This window comes from Xanthomonas sp. NCPPB 1325 (genome assembly GCF_041477645.2).
Classification (GTDB): domain Bacteria; phylum Pseudomonadota; class Gammaproteobacteria; order Xanthomonadales; family Xanthomonadaceae; genus Xanthomonas; species Xanthomonas cannabis.
Genome location: NZ_CM192985.1, coordinates 4187855 through 4206661, shown reverse-complemented (window position 1 = coordinate 4206661; position 18807 = coordinate 4187855). Strand labels below are relative to the sequence as shown.

Here is an 18807-nt window from a genome sequence, read left to right as displayed (position 1 = left end):
AACCCTAGTTCCGATTCTCCAATCCCATTCCCGATTCAATCGGCAATCGGCAACGCCAGCGTCTCCTTGACCTCCTCCATCACGATGTAGCTCTTGGATTCGCGCACGTGCGGCATGGTCAGCAAGGTGCTGCCGAGCAGCTTGCGATAGGAGGCCATTTCGCTGATGCGCGCCTTGAGCAGGTAGTCGAAGTCGCCGGAGACCAGATGGCACTCCAGCACGTTGGGCAGCTTCAGCGCGGCGCGGCGGAATTCTTCGAAGATGTCGCCGGATTTGTAGGCCAGGCTGATCTCCACGAACACCAACAGGCTGGCCTTGAGATAGTGCGGATCCAGCCGCGCGTAGTAGCCGGTGATGGCGCCGTCGCGCTCCAGTCGGCGCACGCGCTCGGTGCACGGCGTGGTCGACAGGCCCACCCGCTCGCCCAGTTCTGTGAACGAGATCCGCCCCTCCTGCTGCAGGATGCGCAGGATCTTGCGGTCGATCTTGTCCAGTTCGCGGGTGCGGGTGGTCATGCGGTCTGTCTCGGCAGGGTTTGGCAGGGAGTTTCACTACAAAGGCGTGCCGATTCCAGAAATGGCACTGCCTGCCTCGCAATATACTGCGGCTAACTGTCCCTCTCAGTGTCTTGTTGTGGGGGAATACCCTTTTCAGGAGAACGACATGCGGGTGCTCATTCTCGGCAGCGGCGTCATTGGCGTGACCAGTGCGTGGTACCTGGCGCAGGCCGGTTGCGACGTGACCGTGGTCGACCGCCAGCCGGCGGCGGCGCTGGAGACCAGCTATGCCAACGCCGGCCAGCTGTCGTTCGGCTACACCTCGCCGTGGGCTGCGCCTGGCGTCCCGGGCAAGGCGATGAAGTGGCTGTTCGAGCAGCATGCGCCGCTGTCGATCCGCCCCACCCGTGACCTGCGCCAGCTGGCCTGGCTGAGCCAGATGCTGCGCAACTGCACTGCCGAGCGCTATGCGGTGAACAAGGCGCGCATGGTGCGCATGTCCGACTACAGCCGCGATTGCCTCAACGCATTGCGCGCCGAGACCGGCATCGAATTCGAAGGCCGCCAGCTGGGGACCACCCAGTTGTTCCGCACCCAGCAGCAGCTGGATGCGGCCGCCCAGGACATCGAAGTGCTGGCCCAGTACGGCGTGCCGTATGAGCTGCTGAGCCCGGCGCAGATCGCGCAATTCGAACCCGGCCTTGCCGGCGGCGGCGCGCAGATGGCCGGCGCGCTGCGCCTGCCCGAAGACCAGACCGGCGACTGCCGCCTGTTCACCCAGCGCCTGGCCGAGCTGGCTGCGCAGGCGGGTGTCACCTTCCGCTACGGGCAGCAGATCGAGCGCCTGGCGCATGCCGGCGGCCGGGTCACCGGCGTACAGATCGACGGCCGCATCGAAACCGCCGACCGCTACGTGCTGGCGCTGGGCAGCTATTCGGCCGATCTGCTGCTCTCGCTCGGCCTGCATCTGCCGGTGTACCCGCTCAAGGGCTATTCGCTGACCATCCCGATCGTCGATGCGCAGCGCGCGCCGACCTCCACGGTGCTGGACGAGAGCTACAAGATCGCGCTGACCCGCTTCGACGACCGCATCCGCGTCGGCGGCATGGCCGAGGTGGCCGGCTTCGACATGTCCTTGAATCCGCGTCGTCGCGCCACCCTGGAAATGGTGGTCAACGACCTGTTCCCCGGCGGCGGCGATCTGGCCCAGGCCGAGTTCTGGACCGGCCTGCGCCCGGCCACCCCGGATGGCACCCCGGTGGTGGGCGCTACCCCGTTCGCCAACCTGTTCCTGAACACCGGCCACGGCACCCTGGGCTGGACCATGGCCTGCGGCTCCGGGCGCTACCTGGCCGACCTGATGCAGGGCCGCACGCCGGAAATCGATACCGAGGGCCTGGACGTGTTCCGTTACCTGTCGCCGCGCAGCGCGCGCCCGCAGCGGGAGGCCGCGTAGTGCGTCCTGCGCAAGCGTCGATCGACCTGGATGCATTGCGCCACAACTACCGCCTGGCCAAGCGCCTGGGCGGCAGCAAGGCGCTGGCGGTGGTCAAGGCCGACGCCTATGGGCATGGAGCAGTGCGCTGCGCGCAGGCGCTGGAGCCGGAGGCCGACGGCTTCGCAGTGGCCTGCATCGAAGAAGCGCTGGAGCTGCGCCAGGCAGGTATCCGCGCACCGATCCTGCTACTGGAAGGTTTTTTCGAACACGACGAACTGCGCCTGATCGCCGAGCATGATCTGTGGATGGTGGCGGCCACCCCGCAACAGGTACGCGCGCTGGCCGAGTTCCAGAGCCCGCGCCCATTGCGTGTCTGGTTGAAGATGGACAGCGGCATGCACCGGCTGGGCCTGTCGCCGGACGATTTCCGCGCCGCCTGGCTCCGCTTGCGCGGGTTGCCGCAGATCGCTTCGCTGGTGTTGATGACGCATCTGGCGCGCGCCGACGAACTGGACTGCAGCCGCACCGACGAACAGGCCGTGGCATTCGCGCTGACTGCCGGCGGCATGCGCGCGGAAACTAGCATCCGCAATTCGCCCGGCCTGCTCGGCTGGCCGGCGCTGCGCAACGACTGGTCGCGCCCGGGCCTGATGTTGTACGGCGCCAACCCGTTCCCGCAGGACACCGAAAACACTGCGCAACTGCGTCCGGTGATGACGCTGCGCTCGCGCATCATCTCGGTGCGCGAGCTGCCCGCTGGCGAACCGGTGGGGTATGGCGCGCGCTTCGTGGCCGAGCGCCCCACGCGCGTGGGCGTGGTCGCGATGGGCTATGCCGACGGCTACCCACAATTCGCGCCCAACGGCACCCCGGTGCTGGTCGACGGCCAGGTCTGCCCATTGGTCGGGCGCGTTTCGATGGACATGTTGACGGTGGACCTCACCGATCACCCGCACGCCGGGATCGGCGCGCCGGTGCAGTTGTGGGGCGATGCACCCCAGGTCAGCCCGCTGGCCGCGCAATGCAACGTCAGTGCGTATCAGCTGCTGTGCGGGCTCAAGCGCGTACCGCGGGTGTATGCGGGCGAGGCGGCGGTGAGCGAAATTTCGGCCTAGATGCATTCCCTTCTCGGTAGCTGCGGCGTTCTTCCCTTCTCCCATCGGGAGAAGGTGGCGCGTAGCGCCGGATGAGGGTACGGGCGAACTCCGTGTGGTTGGAACGGCACGTGGGCTTCGCCCCGTACCCTCACCCCGACCCCTCTCCCGGCGGGAGAGGGACTTGATCGGTAGCTGCGCCGTTCTTCCCTTCTCCCGCTGGGAGAAGGTGGCGCGTAGCGCCGGATGAGGGTACGGGCGCAGCCTCGTGCAGTTGGAACGCCACGATGGCTTCCCAACGTATCTCACCTCAATCCCCGCTCCGCGCCCGGCCTGCGCGCGCTCCGAGGCACACGCGTCTGTGGCGCGCCAGCCATGCCTTCTCGCCCCGCAGGGAGCGGGGCTTTAGGACGCAAATCTCGCGTTGGGGATGCGTCACTATTGTTGCGCGTCCATAAACAAAAACGGCGCGTTGCCACGCGCCTTTACCCTTCGATGCCTAGCTGGTTTGGCGGCGATATCCGCGCCAAACCATCACAATCCGGCCGTGCTGCGGTCGCCACGGAACTGTTTGCGCAGCCAGTCGTCGATCATGGCTTTCTCGAAGCGCAGCGGGTCGCTGTCGGTCAGCCGCGGGCCGCTCATCAGGAAGGCCGAATCCACCAGCTTGCGTTCGCCCTGGTCGATCACCCGGCCATCGGCCCCGGTCAGCGTGTAGCTGAAGCTCAAGCGCGGCGGGTAGATGTCCTTCACCACGCGGACGTCCTGCATGCGTGGACCGTGCCACGGCTCGTACTGGCCGGCGCGGCGGATGTCGGTGATGGTCACGCTCAGGTGCTGGCCGTCGGGCAGCTGACGTGCGGCGCTCTGCTGGAAGTGGGTGGCCAGCTGGGTCACCCAGTCACCGCGCTGCGCCTCCCAGCGATTGCCGCTGAAGCGCACTTCGGAAAATTCGGCCGGGTCGGTCCAGCGCACATCCACCTTGCCGTCGCTGCTCAGCGCGCGCGGCGCCTGCGGGTCGGTGACGTTGCGTACGCGGGCCTGCACACCGGTCGCTGCGAGCAGTCCTGCCAGCAACAGGCCGGCGCCGGAAACACTGGAAAGTTTCATGGAAAGCCTCCAAGCGGTAGGTACGTCGCGTACCGGGCGTGCCAGCAGTGTGGGGGTGCGCAAGAGCGCCCGCAACGCGCGCTGCGCCCGGGGCCGCTAAGGCATTGCCGCACGGTTAATCCGCGCCGTGGCAGCCATGACGGCGGGTTCACTGCGCCTGCGCCCACGCTTCACGGCACAGCCCGGAAGATCGGCGCCATGGACACCCACTCTTTCCGCACAAAGTCAGTTTCTTCGGCGCCGGCGCATATGCCGGCGGACGTGCGCCTGCAGTTCATCGACTGGGCAAAACAGCACGGCCACAACCCCGCCACCGGGGCCGCCGCCTTCGTCGCGCTGCAAAGCGATGTGGATCTGGATCTGGCCACGCGCACGCTGCGCCTGGAACCGGGTGCCGACCCGCGCGATGTCCTGCGCGAGCATCTGGCCGAGCTGTCACACCAGGTGGATGTGGCGGTGCAATTTCCGCCGGTGTATGCCTACACCGCTGCCAACGGCCTGGAGTATCGCTATTCGCTGATGCTGGTGATTGCCGAGGACTGCGTGGAGTGGACCGGACGGGTCTGGCAGGACCTGGATTACCAGGGAATGCTCACCGGTCGCGGGCAGGGGCCACGTGCCAACTACACCCAGCTGGCGCGCATGGCGCTGGAACACGAGTTAGACCAGGAGCATCCCCGTTATGTCCAGGCATGAACTCGAACTGGAGCTGCCGCTCGGCGCGCAGGTCGCCAGCGGTGAGGACGGCTTCAGTCAGCGCTGCCGCAATGAATGTGCCGCGCTCGGGTTGTCGCGTGTGCGCCTGTTGCTGCTCGATGCCGACTATGCGCGCTCCACGGCCTGGCGCGAGGAAGCGCAGCGCTGGATGGACGAACAGCTGCGCCGCGAGGGCGAATGGGTATTCCGTGGCGTGATTGCCGGCATCGTGCTGATCACCGCCTGCATCGCCGTGGCGGCGGCCACCTTGTGGTGAATGCCCGCCTGGGGTGACCGACGTGCGATGGGCCGTGATCGCCTGCGGCCGCCCGTGCACCCGCTGACGACATAGGGCATGGTTTCATCTGTCCGTCATCCGCACTGGCAGCACCCGTGGCCCCCCATTTGCGTCCTTCGCCCCCCAACCTTGATCCGAGCAGCCTCGATCCAAGCGCCGGCCTGCCCGCCGCCATTGCCGAGCCGTTTCTCGACCCGGCGATGTATCACGAGATCTTCCACAACATCGATGCCGGCTTCTGCGTCATCGACATGGTGTTCGAAGGCGATCAGGCCGTCGATTACCTGATCCGCATGACCAATGGCGCCTTTGAGCGCTACACCGGTCTGTCCAACGCGCTCAACGTGTCCATCCGCAACATGCTGCCCGAGCATGAGCAGGAATGGTTCGACCGCTACGGGCAGGTTGCCCGTACCGGCAACCGTATCCACTTCGAGATGCAGGCCAAGGCGTTGCGTCGCTGGTATTCGGTGGACGCATTCCGGGTCGGGCAACCGGAGCAGGCGCGGGTGGCGGTGTTGTTCATGGACATCACCGAACGCAAGCGCGTGGAGCGCGAGCTGGCCGAGAGCGAGGCGCGTTTCAGTGCGCTGGCCGACGGCCTGCCGATGCCGGTCTGGGTGCTGGATGCGCAAGGCGTGGTGCGCTTCGTCAACAGCGCCTATGGCGAGTTCTTCGGCCTGGACATTTCCAGCGGCACCGTGTCGGCCTGGAGCGAGTTGCTGCATCCGGACGACCTGCCGATCTTCCAGTTTGAACTATCGGCCGCACTGGAAGAACAACACGGCCTGCGCGCCCTGGTACGTGCGCGCCGCCACGACGGGCAGTGGCGCTGGATCGAAATGACTGCCACCCCGCGCTATTCGGCCGATGGTCGGTTCATCGGTCTGGCCGGCAGCAGCCCGGACGTGACCGAGCAGCGCGAAATCGAACTGGCCCGCGAGCAATTGCTAGAGTCAGAGCGTAGCGCGCGCAACGAAGCCGAGAGCATGGCCCGGCTGAAGGACGAGTTCCTGGCTACGCTGTCGCATGAACTGCGCACGCCGCTGACCACCATCCTGGGCTGGAGCGAATTGCTGCTGCAACGGGTCGAAGAAGGCCACCCCAACTTCAAGGGCCTGTCGGTGATCGCCAGCAGCGCACGCGCGCAGAAGCGGCTGATCTCGGACATGCTCGACCTCAGCAGTATGCTGCTGGGCAAGGTGCAGCTGGAAGTCGAATCGCTGGATCTGGCCGAGCAGGTGCGCGAGGCCCTGAATACCCAGGAACTGGCCGCCGAAGGCAAGGACCAGGTGCTGGAGCTGCACGTACCGCCAACGCCGTGCCTGGTGCTGGGCGATGCAACGCGGCTGCAGCAGGTGCTGTGGAACCTGCTCTCCAATGCCATCAAGTTTACCCCGGCCCATGGCCGGATCGATGTCACCATCGAGCGCGACGACGGCCATCTGCTGGTGGCGGTGCGCGATTCGGGCGATGGCATTGCCGCCGAATTCCTGCCGCACCTGTTTGGCCGCTTCCGCCAGGCCGATGGCACCACCACCCGTCAGCATGGCGGCCTGGGGCTGGGCCTGGCGATCGTGCAGCAACTGGTGGAAATGCATGGCGGCCAGGTCGGCGCCACCAGCGGCGGCCGCGGCAAGGGCGCCACGTTCACCGTGCGCTTGCCCGAGCACGTTCCCGACCAGGCCAAGCGCCCGCGGCGCGAACTGCGCCGCCGCCTGATGTCCGAACAGATCGTCGAGGCGCGTGCGCTCAACGGCCTGCGCCTGTTGGCGGTCGAAGATCAGCCCGACATGCTCGATTACCTGCGCCGTCTGCTCGAAGAGCAGGGCGCCGAAGTGGTTACCGCCGGCAGCGCCACCGATGCGCTGGCGTTGATCGACCACCGCGGCCATGCGCGCTTCGATGTGATGCTGACCGACATCGGCATGCCCGGCATGGATGGCTACGGATTGATCCGCACCGTGCGCGACAACCTGGGGTTGGATGCCAATGCCCTGCCGGCGGTTGCGGTGACGGCGCTGGCGCGCGATGACGACCGCAAGCGCGCGCTGGAATCCGGGTTCCAGGAGCATCTGGCCAAGCCGTACAGCGTGGCGCAACTGGTCACCGCAGTGCGCGCGGCGCGCGAAGCGATGGAATGACGCGGGGCGCGGCGGTAACGCCGCGCAGTGCCACGCTCGCAGTTGCCGGTGCATCGGCGTGCGCCCTGTCGCCGATCGCTCATTGCATGGTGCCCATCACCTGCACGCCTGCAGGCTGGCATCGCCTTGCAGGCGTGCTCACCGTGACATCGAGGCGTTTGCTGTGTCTTTCACGCCGCGTGGCCTAGCGTGAGGAACTCCGTTGATGGAGAAATCGCAATGCCAAAGTACGCCCCACACGTGTATTCCGAACAGGTGCAGATCGCCACGCTGGAGCATTGGGTGTCCTTGCTCGATGGGCAGGAGCGGGTGCGGATCGAACTGGACGACGGCAGCATGCTGAGCGGCACGGTTGCGGTGCGCCCCAGCATCCAGACCTATCTCGACGACAACGACAACGAAGGGCTCAACGGGCAACTGCGTCTGGATCAGTTGGACGCCTCGCAGGAGCCGCAGTGGATCTGGATGGATCGCATCGTGGCCGTGCATCCGCTGCCCCTGGGGGCCGATCCGCAAGTCATGCCGTGAAGGCGGCGTGTTGACGATGTGTTTACTTCTCCCTGGCGTGTTGCCGGCATGATGTCCGATTGCCGCAACCGTTCAGGAATCGTCTGCAATGACAGCCTTTCTGCGCTCTCACATTCGCTGGCCGCTATCGCTGATGGCGGTCGCCGTTCTGGCCGGCTGTGGTGACACCGCCACCCTTGCCATCGAACAGGGCACCGGCCCGAACCCGCAATTGCCCGAGCCGGTCAAACGCCTGATCCCCACGGTGAAGGTGGCGCCGGTCAAGCGCTGGGCCGCCACGGCCAAGCCGATCGCTGCCGACGATCTGCAGGTCAACGCGTTCGCGCGCGACCTCGATCACCCGCGCTGGGTGTATGTGCTGCCCAACGGCGACGTGCTGGTCGCCGAGACCGCGCAACCGCCCAAGCCTGAAAACGCCGAGAGTGGCGGCGGGCTGCGCAAGAAGGTGCAGGGTGCGGTGATGAAGAAGGCCGGTGCGGTGGTGTCCAGCGCCAACCGCATCACCTTGTTGCGCGACGCCGATGGCGACGGCGTGGCCGAGGTGCGCACCCAATTCATCAGCGGGCTGTTCTCGCCATTCGGCATGGCCCTGGTCGGCGACCGCTTCTATGTGGCCAATGCCGATGCACTGGTGAGCTTTCCATATACGCCGGGCGACACGCATATCACCGCCAAGCCCACGTTCGTGGCCAATCTGCCGGGCGGACTCAACCATCACTGGACCAAGTCGCTGCTGGCCAGCCCGGACGGCAGCAAGCTGTACGTGGGCGTGGGCTCCAACAGCAACGTGGCCGAAAACGGGATGGAAGCCGAGCTCAATCGCGCTGCGATCCTGGAGATCGACCCGGCCACCGGCAACAGCCGCGTCTTTGCCAGCGGCCTGCGCAACCCGGTGGGCACGGCCTGGGAGCCGCAGAGCAAGGCGCTGTGGGTGGTGGTGAACGAGCGCGATGAGATCGGCAGCGATCTGGTGCCGGATTACCTGACCTCGGTGCGCGATGGCGGCTTCTATGGCTGGCCATACAGCTATTACGGCCAGCATGTGGACGAGCGGGTCGAACCGCAGAATGCCGAGCTGGTGGCCAAGGCGATCAAGCCGGACTACGCGCTGGGCCCCCATACCGCATCGCTCGGCCTGAGCTTTGCCAGCGGCACGCTGCTGCCGGAGCGCTTTCGCCAGGGCGCCTTCATCGGGCAGCACGGCTCGTGGAACCGCGACCCGCCCAGTGGCTACAAGGTGCTGTTCGTGCCGTTCGCCAACGGCAAGCCCAGCGGGACGCCGATCACGGTGCTGGACGGCTTTCTGGATGCCGAAGGCAACGCCCAGGGGCGCCCGGTCGGCGTGGCGCCCGACAACAGCGGCGCGCTATTGGTGGCCGATGACGTGGGCAACGTGATCTGGCGTGTGACACCGAAGACGCGCTGACGCATCGACTGAAAAAAACCGGGCGGCTGCCCGGTCTGGTTGGCTGTACATGCGTGCTCGACGTCCAGTCCTTGAGCTTGTCCGTGAACGCGGCAAGCTACTGAATATGTGTTCGAGTCGGCGGCATGCCTGACGACAAATTGGCATTGCACGCTGCGAACGCTCCACAGAGCAACGTGAGAGAACGCGCGGCACCACTGTAAGTTAGCGTGGCGCCTCGGGCGTGGCACTGAAACGGCGTGCGTAGTCGCGCTCTTCGATGATGCGGTTGATCTCGTCGTCGGCCATTTCCGGAGCGCCGTAGACCGCATACGCCACGGTGCCGTCTTCGCGCTCACCTACCTGGTGCAGCCGGTAGCGGGGACGGCCGGCGCCGGTGTTTTCGGGGTAATGCATCGGTGGTGGTGTGTCGTCCAGATCCATTTCGCTGTTGTCGACAACTCCTCCTACGAACAAGGCTCGCATCGCGTCTCTCCGGTGTGGGCTTGGATTCCAGCCTAGGCGGGCGGATGTTGCGTACGCATCAATAGCCCGTATACACATTGGAAGGCGCATGGCGGCGATGCACACACGCAGGCAACCTCGCGTCGGGCGCGGCGGGCAGGCGGCAATGGTCCCTTACAATGGCGGCCTGTTCCCGACCCGATGATCCGATGGCTGGCCCGCCCGATGCCCCGCTTCAAGCCCTGTTCCTGCCGTTTGCCCAGGGCGCGCTGCCATGGCCGCAAGGCCCGGTGTTGTTCCTGCGCGCACGCGACGGCTTTCCGCTGCGCGAACATGCCAGCGCTGAGGCGTTGATCTGCGAGCAGAGCTTCCGTCCCTTCGCCCAGGCGCTGGAGCGCAGCGGCTGGAGCGTGCGCGAAGAAAGCCAGATCGAGGCCGACACCACCCGTTATGCCCTGGTGCTGGTGCTGCCGCCGCGCCAGCGCGACGAAGCGCGTGCGCTGTTCGCGCGTGCGGTGGCCCTGACCGCGCCCGGCGGCCGCGTGGTCGCTTGCCAGTCCAACAACGAGGGCGCGCGTTCGGGCGAAGCCGATCTGCGCCAACTCACCGGCCTGGCCGGCAGCCTGACCAAGCATCACTGCCGCACCTACTGGACTGCGCCGCTGCCTGCCGAGACCGATGCGGCGCTGCAGGCGCGTTGGGCGGCGCTGGATGCGCCACGCAAGATCCTGGACGGGCGTTTTGTCAGCCGCCCGGGAGTGTTCGCCTGGGATCGCATCGACCCGGCATCGGCGTTGCTGGTCGAGCACCTGCCCGCCACCCTGGCCGGGCATGGCGCCGATCTGGGCGCCGGGTTCGGGTATCTCTCGGCCGAGGTGCTGGCGCGCTGCCCCAAGGTCACTGCGCTGGATGTGTATGAGGCCGAAGCGCGTGCGCTGCAGCTGGCGCAGCGCAACCTGCAGGGCCTCGCGCATCCGGCGCAGCTGCACTATCACTGGCGCGATGTCACCGCCGGGCTGGAGGCGCAGTACGACTTCATCGTCAGCAATCCACCGTTCCACACGCCGTCCCGTGCCGATCGCCCGGATATCGGGCAGCGCTTCATTGCCGTGGCCGCGCAGGCGCTGCGCCCGGGCGGGCAGCTGTTGCTGGTCGCCAATCGCCATCTGCCCTACGAACAGGTGCTCAACGACAGCTTCGGGCAGGTGCGCGTGGCTGCCGAGCGCGACGGCTTCAAGCTGATCGCCGCCACCCGTGGACGCGGAGCGCGCGCATGAAACTGGTCAAGCACATCGCCAATCTCGGCTACGGCAGCCGCAAGCAGGTGACCCAGCTGTTCCGCCAGGGCGCGGTCACCGACGCGCAGGGCGAGGTGCTGTACGCCGACGACCAGGTGGAACACGACGCCATCCGCATCGATGGCGAGCCGCTCGATCCGCCCCCGGGTTTCAGCCTGTTGCTGCATAAACCCAGCGGTTACACCTGCTCGACCAAGGACACCGGCCGGCTGATCTACGAGCTGCTGCCGCCACGCTTCCGCTCGCGCGCGCCGGTGCTGGCGCCGGTTGGGCGGCTGGACCGCGAAACCAGCGGCCTGTTGCTGATGACCGACGACGGCGCGCTGCTGCACCGGATCATTTCGCCCAAGTCCGCGCTGGACAAGGTCTACGAGATCACGCTGGCAGATGACCTGCGCGGCGATGAAGCGGCATTGTTTGCCAGCGGCAGCGTGTTGCTGGAAGGCGAAACCAAACCGCTGCTGCCGGCCGAACTGGAAGTGCTCGGCCCCCGCCAGGCACGCCTGACCCTGCACGAGGGTCGCTATCACCAGGTGCGGCGCATGTTTGCCGCCGCCGGCAACCACGTGGTGGCGCTGCATCGCAGCCGCATCGGCGGGTTGGGGCTGGATGCGCTGCCGTCCGGGCAGTGGCGCGCGCTGGAGGCGAGCGATCTGGAGGTATTGTTCGGCCGTGGAGCATCTGCATGACGGCGGTCGCACCGCTGCCGTTCCGTCCGCAGGCGGTGATCTTCGATATGGATGGCCTGATGCTCGACAGCGAGCGCGCCATCACCGCCTGCCTGGCACAGGCGGCCGATGCGCAGGGGCTGCAGATCGAGCCGGCCTTCTGGCTGCGCATGGTGGGCACGGGCGATGCGGCGTGCCGCCGTCTGCTTGGCGAACGTGTCGGCGATGCCGCTGCCGAGCACCTGCTGGCGCGGGCCCAGCCGTTGTATGAAGCTGCGGTGGAACGCGGTATCCCGCACCGGCCCGGCATCACCGCGCTGCTGGAGTATCTGGCGGCGCAAGGGCTGCCGCGTGCGGTGGCCACGTCCACCCAACGCCCGCTGGCCTTGCGCAAGCTGGAGGCTGCGGACCTGTTGTGGCGCTTCGCGGCGGTGTGCACCGCCAGCGACGTGCGACATCCCAAGCCGGCGCCGGACATCTACCTGCTGGCCGCGCGCACGCTGGACGTGGACCCTGCGCAGTGCCTGGTGCTGGAAGACTCGCCCACCGGCGTGCGCGCCGCCCTGGCGGCCGGCATGACGCCGATCCAGATCCCGGACCTGCTCGAACCCGATGCCGATGTGCGCGCGCTCGGTCATCGCATCCTGCCCTCGCTAAGCGATGCGCAGCACCTGCTGGAAGCGCAGCTGGCGGGCTGATCGCCGGATGGCGGGAGCGCGGACACACATCGGGACCGCAGCGCTCGATGCCAGGCGACACGAACGGTACGCCCTCACACGTACTGCATCTTGCGCGACATACCGCCGTCGACGACGAAATCCTGCCCGGTGACAAACCCGGACAGCGGCGGCGACAGCAGGTACACCGCCAGCTGCGCGATATCTTCCGGAGTTCCCACGCGTCCGGCCGGATGCTGCGCATGGTCGCGTCGCGACAGCTTGGGCGCACGTCGGCGCTGCGGTGCGCGCCAGGCATCGGTACTGATCCAGCCCGGGCTGATGCTGTTGACGCGTACCTGCGGGCCTTCGCTCAGCGCCAGCGCATGGGTAAAGGCGACCAGGCCACCCTTGGCGGCGGCATAGGCCTCGCTATGCGGTTCCGACTGCCAGGCGCGGGTGGAGGCGATGTTGACGATCGCACCGCCGCCCTCGGCCTGGGCCAACGCGGGCAGCGCCTGTTTGCTGCACACAAACGCGCCGTGCAGACTCGCAAGACGCCGGTTCCACTCGTCCCATGCCAACTGCGGCAAGGGCGCGATGTGCGGATCGGGGACGCCGGCGTTGTTGACCAGGCCATCGAGCCTGCCGAAGCGTTTGAGCGCGGTGGCGATCAAGCGCGCTGCGTGCGTCTCGCGCGCGGCATCGCAGCGCACGAAGGCGCTGCGTCGCGGCAGCGCCCACTCCTGCAGGCAGGCCTTTCCGGCCTCGGCGTCGAGATCGCCGATCACCACGGTGCCGCCGGCACCGAGCACTGCCTGCGCAATGCCGCGCCCAATGCCTTGCGCACCGCCGGTGATCACGACCACGCGGTCCTGCAGGGGGGAAGGGTTCCATGCGGAAACGCCGGGAGTCAGGGCCATGGCATGCGCACCGTGCGAAAGAAGGCGGCACTGTAGCGCGCACGCTGTCAGCGTCGTAGCAACACCGCGTGCACCGGCGCGCACGATGCGCTCGCGCCGGCCTTGCGCTTCAACAGTTGCCGAACGGCACCGCGCGCGCTCGGCTCTGCTGCATGCCGGCGCGCGGCGCGTTGCAGGCTCAGTGCTCGGCGCCGTTCAAGACGCGTTCCCAGCCAGCGTGGCCCAGCCGTTCCAGCGTCTGGATGTTGCGCTCGACGATGACGTCCGGATCCGGGAACGCGGCCACCGCACGCTCCACGCTGTCTTCGCGCAGCAGGTGCAGGGTGGGGAAGGGCGAGCGGTTGGTGTAATTGGCCACGTCGTCCGGCGCAGCGCCTGCAAACTGGTAGTCGGGGTGGAAGCTGGCAACCTGCAGGACACCTTGCAGGTCCAGCGCTTCCACCGCCGCGTCGGCGTTGTCGAGAAAGTCGTTGTAGTCCAGGAAATCGGTGAGCACGTCCGGGTGCACGATCAGCGTGGTGTCGATCTGCTCGGCCGGCGTATCGCGCAGCAGCACCAGCTCCTCGGCCAGTTGCTCCAGCAACGCCTCGGGCGTGCTGGCATCGCTGAGCACCAGCCGCACCTGCTCCTTGACGTATACCGCCTTGGCGAACGGGCACAGGTTCAGGCCGATCACTGCGCGTTCGATCCACGTGCGCGTGGCGGTCAACGGATCGGTCGGGGCAGGCGTGGTGGTCATCGTGGCGGCGGCGTGATGGCGCGCCAGTGTATGCGATCGCCGTGGGCGCAGCGGCGCATCCATCCACGGCGAATGACCCGGCAGACGCAAGCGCGCTGCGGGCGGCAATGCTCCAACGCATGCGCGAAGATCAACGCGTGCTTGCGCTGCTGGGCTCGCCATGCCTCGCATCGCCGGGAGGTGCGCCCACCTGCGTACGCAGAAATTCCACCGACACCTGTGCGACGTGGTCGGCCAGCGGCGTCTTGTGCGGCGACCCGATCGCATGCGCGCCCGCATCGAATGCCATCGCCTGCTTGTGCGAAGGCGGCGTGCCCAGCGCCTCGAACATGGCCAGCATTGCCGGCACCGAGGCGATCTGATCTTCGTCGCCGTTGGGCGCGCGGTAATAGCCAAGCAACACCGGGCAGCGCACCTGCGGCCACGGCGGCGCAGCGGTCACCGCGTGGAACAGGCCGCGCAATGCACGAAAACCGTCGGGGTGGACGGTGTCCGACCAGTACGCCAGTGCCGCCGCCGTGCGCGGGTACGGGTCGGTCACCGGCACCTCCGCAGCGCATAGCCGATCGAGAAAGCCCGGGTTGGCAGGCTGCACGCCGGGCGACCACGCGACCACGGCCGCGATGTGCGCCGGATGCTGTGCGGCCAGCCACAGGCCCAGCGTGCCGCCCATCGACGAGCCCACGATCGCCACCCGCTCGCCCATGCGCTGCGCCTGCGCAAGCGCCTCCACCGCCGACGCCTGCAAGGCCGCTGTGGTGAGCCCGTGCATCGCGTCCGCTGCGCTGTGCCCGTGCCGGGGCCAGCGATGCACGTAGCAGTTGGCCTGCAGCGCATCGGCCATCTGCTCGGGTAGCGTGCCGGCTTCGCCCGGGCTTGCGGAAAACCCGTGCAGGTAGAGCAGCGCCAGCGTGGTGCGCGCCTGCGCGGCGGTGCGCCAGTGCCGGCGCGCCGCATTGCCCGGTTTCAGTTCAGTGCGGTGGTCGGTGGGCATGGCGGGCAAGCAGCGCGAGCAGTTCGTGCGCGTTGATCGGTTTGGACAGGTATCCGGCCACGCCGGCGGCGGACGCCTCGCGCATCGAGTCGGTACGCGTGTCGGCAGTCAGCACGATGATCGGCGGCAGCGTGGCGATCGCATCGCGTGCCTGCCCCAGCGCATCCCAGCCGGAGGTGCCGGGCATGTGCAGATCCAGAAACACGATGTCGGGTGCGGCCTGTGCGATGCGTTGCACCGCATCGGTGCCATCGACATGGAAACTCACGCGATGCCCGGCGCGGGTCAGCAGGTTGCCGATCACCAGGCGGTTGGTATCCAGGTCCTCGAACACCAGGCAGTGCAACGATGGCACCGTCTGTGCGTGTTGCGCCAACGCATCGCGCAGGTCCAGCGTGCGGCTGCCCTCGGCGGCGGTGGCAGGCAATTCGAAGATCCAGCGGAAGATGCTGCCACCTGCGGGGTTGTCGCTCACCGTCAGGCTGCCGCCCATCGCATCGGACACCGACAAGGCGATGTACAAGCCCAGCCCCACACCGCCTTCGACGCGATTGAAGCCGGTGCTGAGCTGGGTGAACGGCGTGAAGATGTAGGCCTTCTTGTCGTCGGGCACGCCGATGCCGGTATCGGTGACGGTCACCTCGATGGTCCAGCGCTCGTGCGCCAGGGTGGCCTCCACCAGCAGCTCGACCGCGCCGCCGGTCGGAGTGAACTTGATCGCGTTGATGACCAGGTTGCTGATCACCTGCTCGATGCGGCCCTCGTCGCCCAGCACGTGCGGCGGCTGCGCAGCCTCCAGGCGCACGCCCAGCGACACGCCCTTGGTGGACGCGGCGGTCGTGCACACCGCCTTGACCGTTGTCAGCACGTCCAGCAGGCTCACTGGCTTGCTGTGCAGCTGCAGCCGTCCACCGTCGATGCTGGCCACGTCCAGCACCTCGTTGACGCGATGGCGCAGCGCCGTGGCGTTGACCGTCACCGCCTGCATCAGGTCGCGCTGGTCGGCCGGCATGCTCTGGGTGTCGATGAGCTGCGCGCAATTGATGACCGCATTCAACGGCGTGCGCAGTTCGTGGTTCATGGTGCTGATGAAGCGGCTTTGCGCATCGCGCGAGGCCAGCGCCTGCAGCGCCACTTCCTGCATCGCAATCACGATGCGGGCCACCAGGAACGGCAGCACCATGCTGAGCGCCACCGCATACACAAAGTACGCAGGCCGCGACAGCCAGTAGCCGGTGGGCGCGGTCAGCAGCATCAGCACGAAGGTGCTCAGCAGCACCGGGACCATCGCGCGCTGCCCGTAGCGCGCTACGGCAGCGATGGTGATGAAGGGCAGGAATGCGTTCAACGACATCAGCAGGATGAAGGCCTGCGAGGTCTGGATGCCGATGAACAGCAGGCTCATCGCAAAGCCGAAGGCATCCATCCATTCGCCCGGCGCAATGCGTTTGCTGCGCACCACCACCATCCATGCCACCGCCACCACCCACAGCAGCACCGCGGTGAGAAAGACGTTGTGCGCGTCTTTCACCAGTACCGGCTGCGGCCCGTACAGCCAGCCCAGGCACCACAGCATCACGATGGTCTGCACGATCACGCGGCCCACGCAGGCCCGGTATTCCAGGAACGACTCGAGCAGCTGCACGAGCCTGTCGTTGCGCAACTGCCTGGCCGCCGGAATCAGGCCGGGCGCAGCGCGGTGGGAAGTACTACGCATGAGGTTCCGCGTCGTCGAGGGGAAGGGTGCGCCGGTAGTGCCTGACCAGTAGACCAGCGGCGGTCGCCACCGCGGTGAAGCGGTGCGCAAGCGTGTCGCTCAGGGCGTCGCGCTCCACGTCGCGGCGCAGCTGGTCGCAGGCCCTGAGCAGTTGCTGCGAGCCGGTCAGCGAGATCGTGTTCTTCAACGCATGGATCTGCTCCAGCGCCTGCTGCCGGCTGGTGGCGGCCTGGCCGAGCGTGCAGCGTGCGATGGCATGGTCGATCTCCACCGCGAAGGCATCGGCAAAGGACGCCGCCGCCACCGGGTCAAGGCCGGCCATGGCGTGCAGCGTGGAGCCGGCTTCGATGCGGGGCTGTGCCTGGACGGCGGCCGCCTGCCCCCCGCTCGCGACAGCCGCGCCCGTCTGTGGGGCGACGCGCAGGCGATTCAACAGACGGCCGAGCAGCGCGCGCATCGGGCTGCTAGACCAGCGGCCCGATGCAGCGTGCGTTGCCGCACGCTGCCTGCGGCGGGCAGGGGCGGTGCGCCGTCACGCGACCGACGTCAACCATGGGCATGGCCTGGCGGCTCGACGCGTTCACCGGCATGCCCGCCGCGCTCAGTCGCGGAAGTTGTCGAACTGCAGCGGCAGCTCGAAATCGGCCTTTTTCAGCAGTGCGATGGCGTCCTGCAGGTCGTCGCGCTTCTTGCCGGTCACGCGCAGCTTGTCGCCATTGATCTGCGCTTCGACCTTCAGCTTGGCCTCCTTCAACTTGGCCACCAGCTGCTTGGCCTGCTTCTGCTCGATGCCCTGCTTGACGGTGACCTTCTGCCGCGCGCCGGCCAGGTTGGTTTCCACATCGCCAAACTCCAGGCAGCGGATGTCGATGCCGCGGGCCAGCAGCCGCGCGCGCAGGATGTCGGTCATTTGCTTGACCTGGAAATCGCTGGGTGCGGACTGGTTGATCACCTTGCCGTCTTCCAGCTCGAACCTGGCCTCGACTCCCTTGAAGTCGAAACGCGTGTCCAGTTCACGGTTGGCCTGGTCCACCGCATTGGTCAGTTCGTGCTTGTCGACTTCGGACACCACGTCGAAGGAAGGCATGCAAAGCTCCTGCTGTCTGAAAACAGCGGCCATTCTAGGGCATCGCACCGGGCTGCCCGTCACCGGCGCGTGGCGGTCGATGGGGCGCGGCGGCGATAATGCGGCCATGCCCACCACCCGTTCTCCGCTCCCCGCCATCGCCTGGATGGTGGCCGCCGTGGCCTGCTTCTCGCTGATGGATGCGGGAATGAAGCTGCTGTCGGCCCATTACCCGCCATTGCAGGTCACCTTGCTGCGGGGCGCGGCCTCGTTGCCGTTCGTGCTGGTGTGGGTGTTCGCCACGGCCGGGCCGCGCTCGATCGTGCCGGTGCGCTGGGGCCTGCATCTGCTGCGCGGGGTGCTGGGCATGGTGATGATCGGCTGCTTCGTCTACGGCCTGAAGCGCATGCCGCTGTCCACCGCCTACACGCTGTACTTCGTGGCGCCATTGCTGGTGGCGGCGTTGTCGGTGCCGCTGCTGGGCGAACACGTCGGGCCGCGGCGCTGGACGGCGATCGGCATCGGCCTGGTCGGGGTGATCGTGGTGCTGCGCCCAGGCGTGGACGGGCTGATCTCGCTGCCTGGCCTGATGGTGCTGCTGGCGGCCACCGCCTATGCCATCGCCGCGGTCACGGTGAGCCTGCTGACCCGCACCGACACCCCGCAGGCGATGGTGGTGTGGTTTCTGCTGTTCATGGCGATCGGCGCCGGGCTGCTGGCCATCCCCGACTGGGTGCCGCTGCAGCCGCGCCACGGCTGGCTGATCGCCGGCATGGGCCTGGCCGGGGCGCTGGGGCAGATCGCGCTGACCCAGGCATTCCTGCGCGGCGAAGCCTCGATGATCGCACCGCTGGAATACACCGGCCTGGTCTGGGTGATCGGCTGGGACTGGCTGCTGTGGCAGACCCTGCCCGACGGCTGGACCTGGACCGGCGCCGGCATCATCGTCGCCAGCGGGCTGTATTTGTTGCGGCGGGAGCGGATTCGCAAGGCGGATCGCCCGTTGCCGCTTGAGCGGCCGTGAGAACGGGATTGGGGATTGGGGATTCGGCAAAGCAAGGCGCGCGCGCT

General features: G+C 67.4%; 20 protein-coding genes. 11 read left to right on the top strand and 9 right to left on the bottom strand.

Going from position 1 to position 18807, the window contains the following annotated elements:
• Positions 1-35 precede the first annotated feature (35 nt).
• A complete protein-coding gene (locus ACCQ10_RS17735; protein ID WP_116906902.1) occupies positions 36-515 on the bottom strand; it encodes an Lrp/AsnC ligand binding domain-containing protein in 480 nt (159 codons plus the stop codon).
• A 148-nt stretch (positions 516-663) separates the two neighbouring features.
• Between ACCQ10_RS17735 and ACCQ10_RS17730 the strand changes: the two genes are divergently transcribed.
• Together ACCQ10_RS17730 and alr are read left to right on the top strand one after the other, a co-directional pair.
• The gene (locus ACCQ10_RS17730; protein ID WP_372361436.1) at positions 664-1953 is read left to right on the top strand and encodes a D-amino acid dehydrogenase; all 1290 of its coding nucleotides are present in this window, start codon (positions 664-666) and stop codon (positions 1951-1953) included.
• Positions 1953-3050, top strand: a complete 1098-nt coding sequence (gene alr, locus ACCQ10_RS17725; RefSeq protein WP_372361435.1) for an alanine racemase — start codon at positions 1953-1955, stop codon at positions 3048-3050. Before ACCQ10_RS17730 ends, alr begins: the two co-directional genes overlap by 1 nt.
• Before the next feature lie 513 nt (positions 3051-3563).
• Here alr and ACCQ10_RS17720 read toward each other — a convergent pair.
• A complete protein-coding gene (locus ACCQ10_RS17720) occupies positions 3564-4139 on the bottom strand; it encodes a DUF3016 domain-containing protein (RefSeq protein WP_166749352.1) in 576 nt (191 codons plus the stop codon).
• Positions 4140-4388: 249 nt separating this feature from the next.
• Here ACCQ10_RS17720 and ACCQ10_RS17715 point away from each other — a divergent pair, with 249 nt between their 5' ends.
• The 5 genes from ACCQ10_RS17715 (at position 4389) to ACCQ10_RS17695 (ending at position 9231) form a co-directional block, all read left to right on the top strand.
• Positions 4389-4835 carry a hypothetical protein gene (locus tag ACCQ10_RS17715; RefSeq protein ID WP_372363167.1) on the top strand — a complete coding sequence of 149 codons (447 nt, stop codon included), beginning with the start codon at positions 4389-4391 and terminating at the stop codon, positions 4833-4835.
• Positions 4822-5112 carry a hypothetical protein gene (locus tag ACCQ10_RS17710; protein WP_184555838.1) on the top strand — a complete coding sequence of 97 codons (291 nt, stop codon included), beginning with the start codon at positions 4822-4824 and terminating at the stop codon, positions 5110-5112. The genes ACCQ10_RS17715 and ACCQ10_RS17710 overlap by 14 nt, the downstream gene beginning before the upstream one ends.
• 221 nt (positions 5113-5333) lie before the next feature.
• The gene (locus ACCQ10_RS17705; RefSeq protein WP_228314558.1) at positions 5334-7277 is read left to right on the top strand and encodes a hybrid sensor histidine kinase/response regulator; all 1944 of its coding nucleotides are present in this window, start codon (positions 5334-5336) and stop codon (positions 7275-7277) included.
• Positions 7278-7496: 219 nt separating this feature from the next.
• The gene (locus ACCQ10_RS17700) at positions 7497-7805 is read left to right on the top strand and encodes a DUF3247 family protein (RefSeq protein WP_039414184.1); all 309 of its coding nucleotides are present in this window, start codon (positions 7497-7499) and stop codon (positions 7803-7805) included.
• Positions 7806-7893: 88 nt separating this feature from the next.
• Positions 7894-9231, top strand: coding sequence for a PQQ-dependent sugar dehydrogenase (locus ACCQ10_RS17695; protein WP_372361434.1), 1338 nt, complete (start codon positions 7894-7896; stop codon positions 9229-9231).
• 204 nt (positions 9232-9435) lie between these two features.
• On the opposite strand, the gene ACCQ10_RS17690 is transcribed toward ACCQ10_RS17695, so the two are convergent.
• Positions 9436-9696, bottom strand: a complete 261-nt coding sequence (locus ACCQ10_RS17690) for a hypothetical protein (protein WP_372361433.1) — start codon at positions 9694-9696, stop codon at positions 9436-9438.
• Positions 9697-9884: 188 nt separating this feature from the next.
• Here ACCQ10_RS17690 and ACCQ10_RS17685 point away from each other — a divergent pair, with 188 nt between their 5' ends.
• Genes ACCQ10_RS17685 through ACCQ10_RS17675 form a run of 3 tightly spaced genes read left to right on the top strand, consistent with a single transcriptional unit; the run spans position 9885 to position 12339 of the window.
• Complete coding sequence (locus ACCQ10_RS17685; protein WP_372361432.1) at positions 9885-10952, top strand: class I SAM-dependent methyltransferase; 1068 nt, start codon at positions 9885-9887, stop codon at positions 10950-10952.
• Complete coding sequence (locus tag ACCQ10_RS17680) at positions 10949-11662, top strand: pseudouridine synthase (RefSeq protein ID WP_179456754.1); 714 nt, start codon at positions 10949-10951, stop codon at positions 11660-11662. The genes ACCQ10_RS17685 and ACCQ10_RS17680 overlap by 4 nt, the downstream gene beginning before the upstream one ends.
• Positions 11659-12339 carry an HAD family hydrolase gene (locus ACCQ10_RS17675; protein ID WP_372361431.1) on the top strand — a complete coding sequence of 227 codons (681 nt, stop codon included), beginning with the start codon at positions 11659-11661 and terminating at the stop codon, positions 12337-12339. The genes ACCQ10_RS17680 and ACCQ10_RS17675 overlap by 4 nt, the downstream gene beginning before the upstream one ends.
• Before the next feature lie 74 nt (positions 12340-12413).
• On the opposite strand, the gene ACCQ10_RS17670 is transcribed toward ACCQ10_RS17675, so the two are convergent.
• From ACCQ10_RS17670 to ACCQ10_RS17645, 6 genes are all read right to left on the bottom strand, one after another.
• Positions 12414-13220: an SDR family oxidoreductase gene (locus tag ACCQ10_RS17670; RefSeq protein WP_372361430.1), complete on the bottom strand. Its 807-nt coding sequence runs from the start codon at positions 13218-13220 to the stop codon at positions 12414-12416.
• Between the two features lie 178 nt (positions 13221-13398).
• On the bottom strand, positions 13399-13959 hold the full coding sequence (locus ACCQ10_RS17665) for a DUF1415 domain-containing protein (RefSeq protein ID WP_039415418.1): 561 nt from the start codon (positions 13957-13959) through the stop codon (positions 13399-13401).
• A gap of 130 nt (positions 13960-14089) precedes the next feature.
• Positions 14090-14953: an alpha/beta hydrolase gene (locus ACCQ10_RS17660; RefSeq protein WP_372361429.1), complete on the bottom strand. Its 864-nt coding sequence runs from the start codon at positions 14951-14953 to the stop codon at positions 14090-14092.
• Positions 14931-16670: an ATP-binding response regulator gene (locus ACCQ10_RS17655; protein WP_372361428.1), complete on the bottom strand. Its 1740-nt coding sequence runs from the start codon at positions 16668-16670 to the stop codon at positions 14931-14933. The genes ACCQ10_RS17660 and ACCQ10_RS17655 overlap by 23 nt, the downstream gene beginning before the upstream one ends.
• Entirely contained in the window at positions 16663-17127 is a 465-nt protein-coding gene (locus ACCQ10_RS17650; protein WP_184555854.1) for a hypothetical protein, read from the bottom strand. The genes ACCQ10_RS17655 and ACCQ10_RS17650 overlap by 8 nt, the downstream gene beginning before the upstream one ends.
• Before the next feature lie 144 nt (positions 17128-17271).
• Complete coding sequence (locus ACCQ10_RS17645) at positions 17272-17757, bottom strand: YajQ family cyclic di-GMP-binding protein (protein ID WP_039409242.1); 486 nt, start codon at positions 17755-17757, stop codon at positions 17272-17274.
• A gap of 106 nt (positions 17758-17863) precedes the next feature.
• Between ACCQ10_RS17645 and ACCQ10_RS17640 the strand changes: the two genes are divergently transcribed.
• Positions 17864-18760, top strand: a complete 897-nt coding sequence (locus ACCQ10_RS17640) for a DMT family transporter (protein WP_047693918.1) — start codon at positions 17864-17866, stop codon at positions 18758-18760.
• Positions 18761-18807 lie beyond the last annotated feature (47 nt).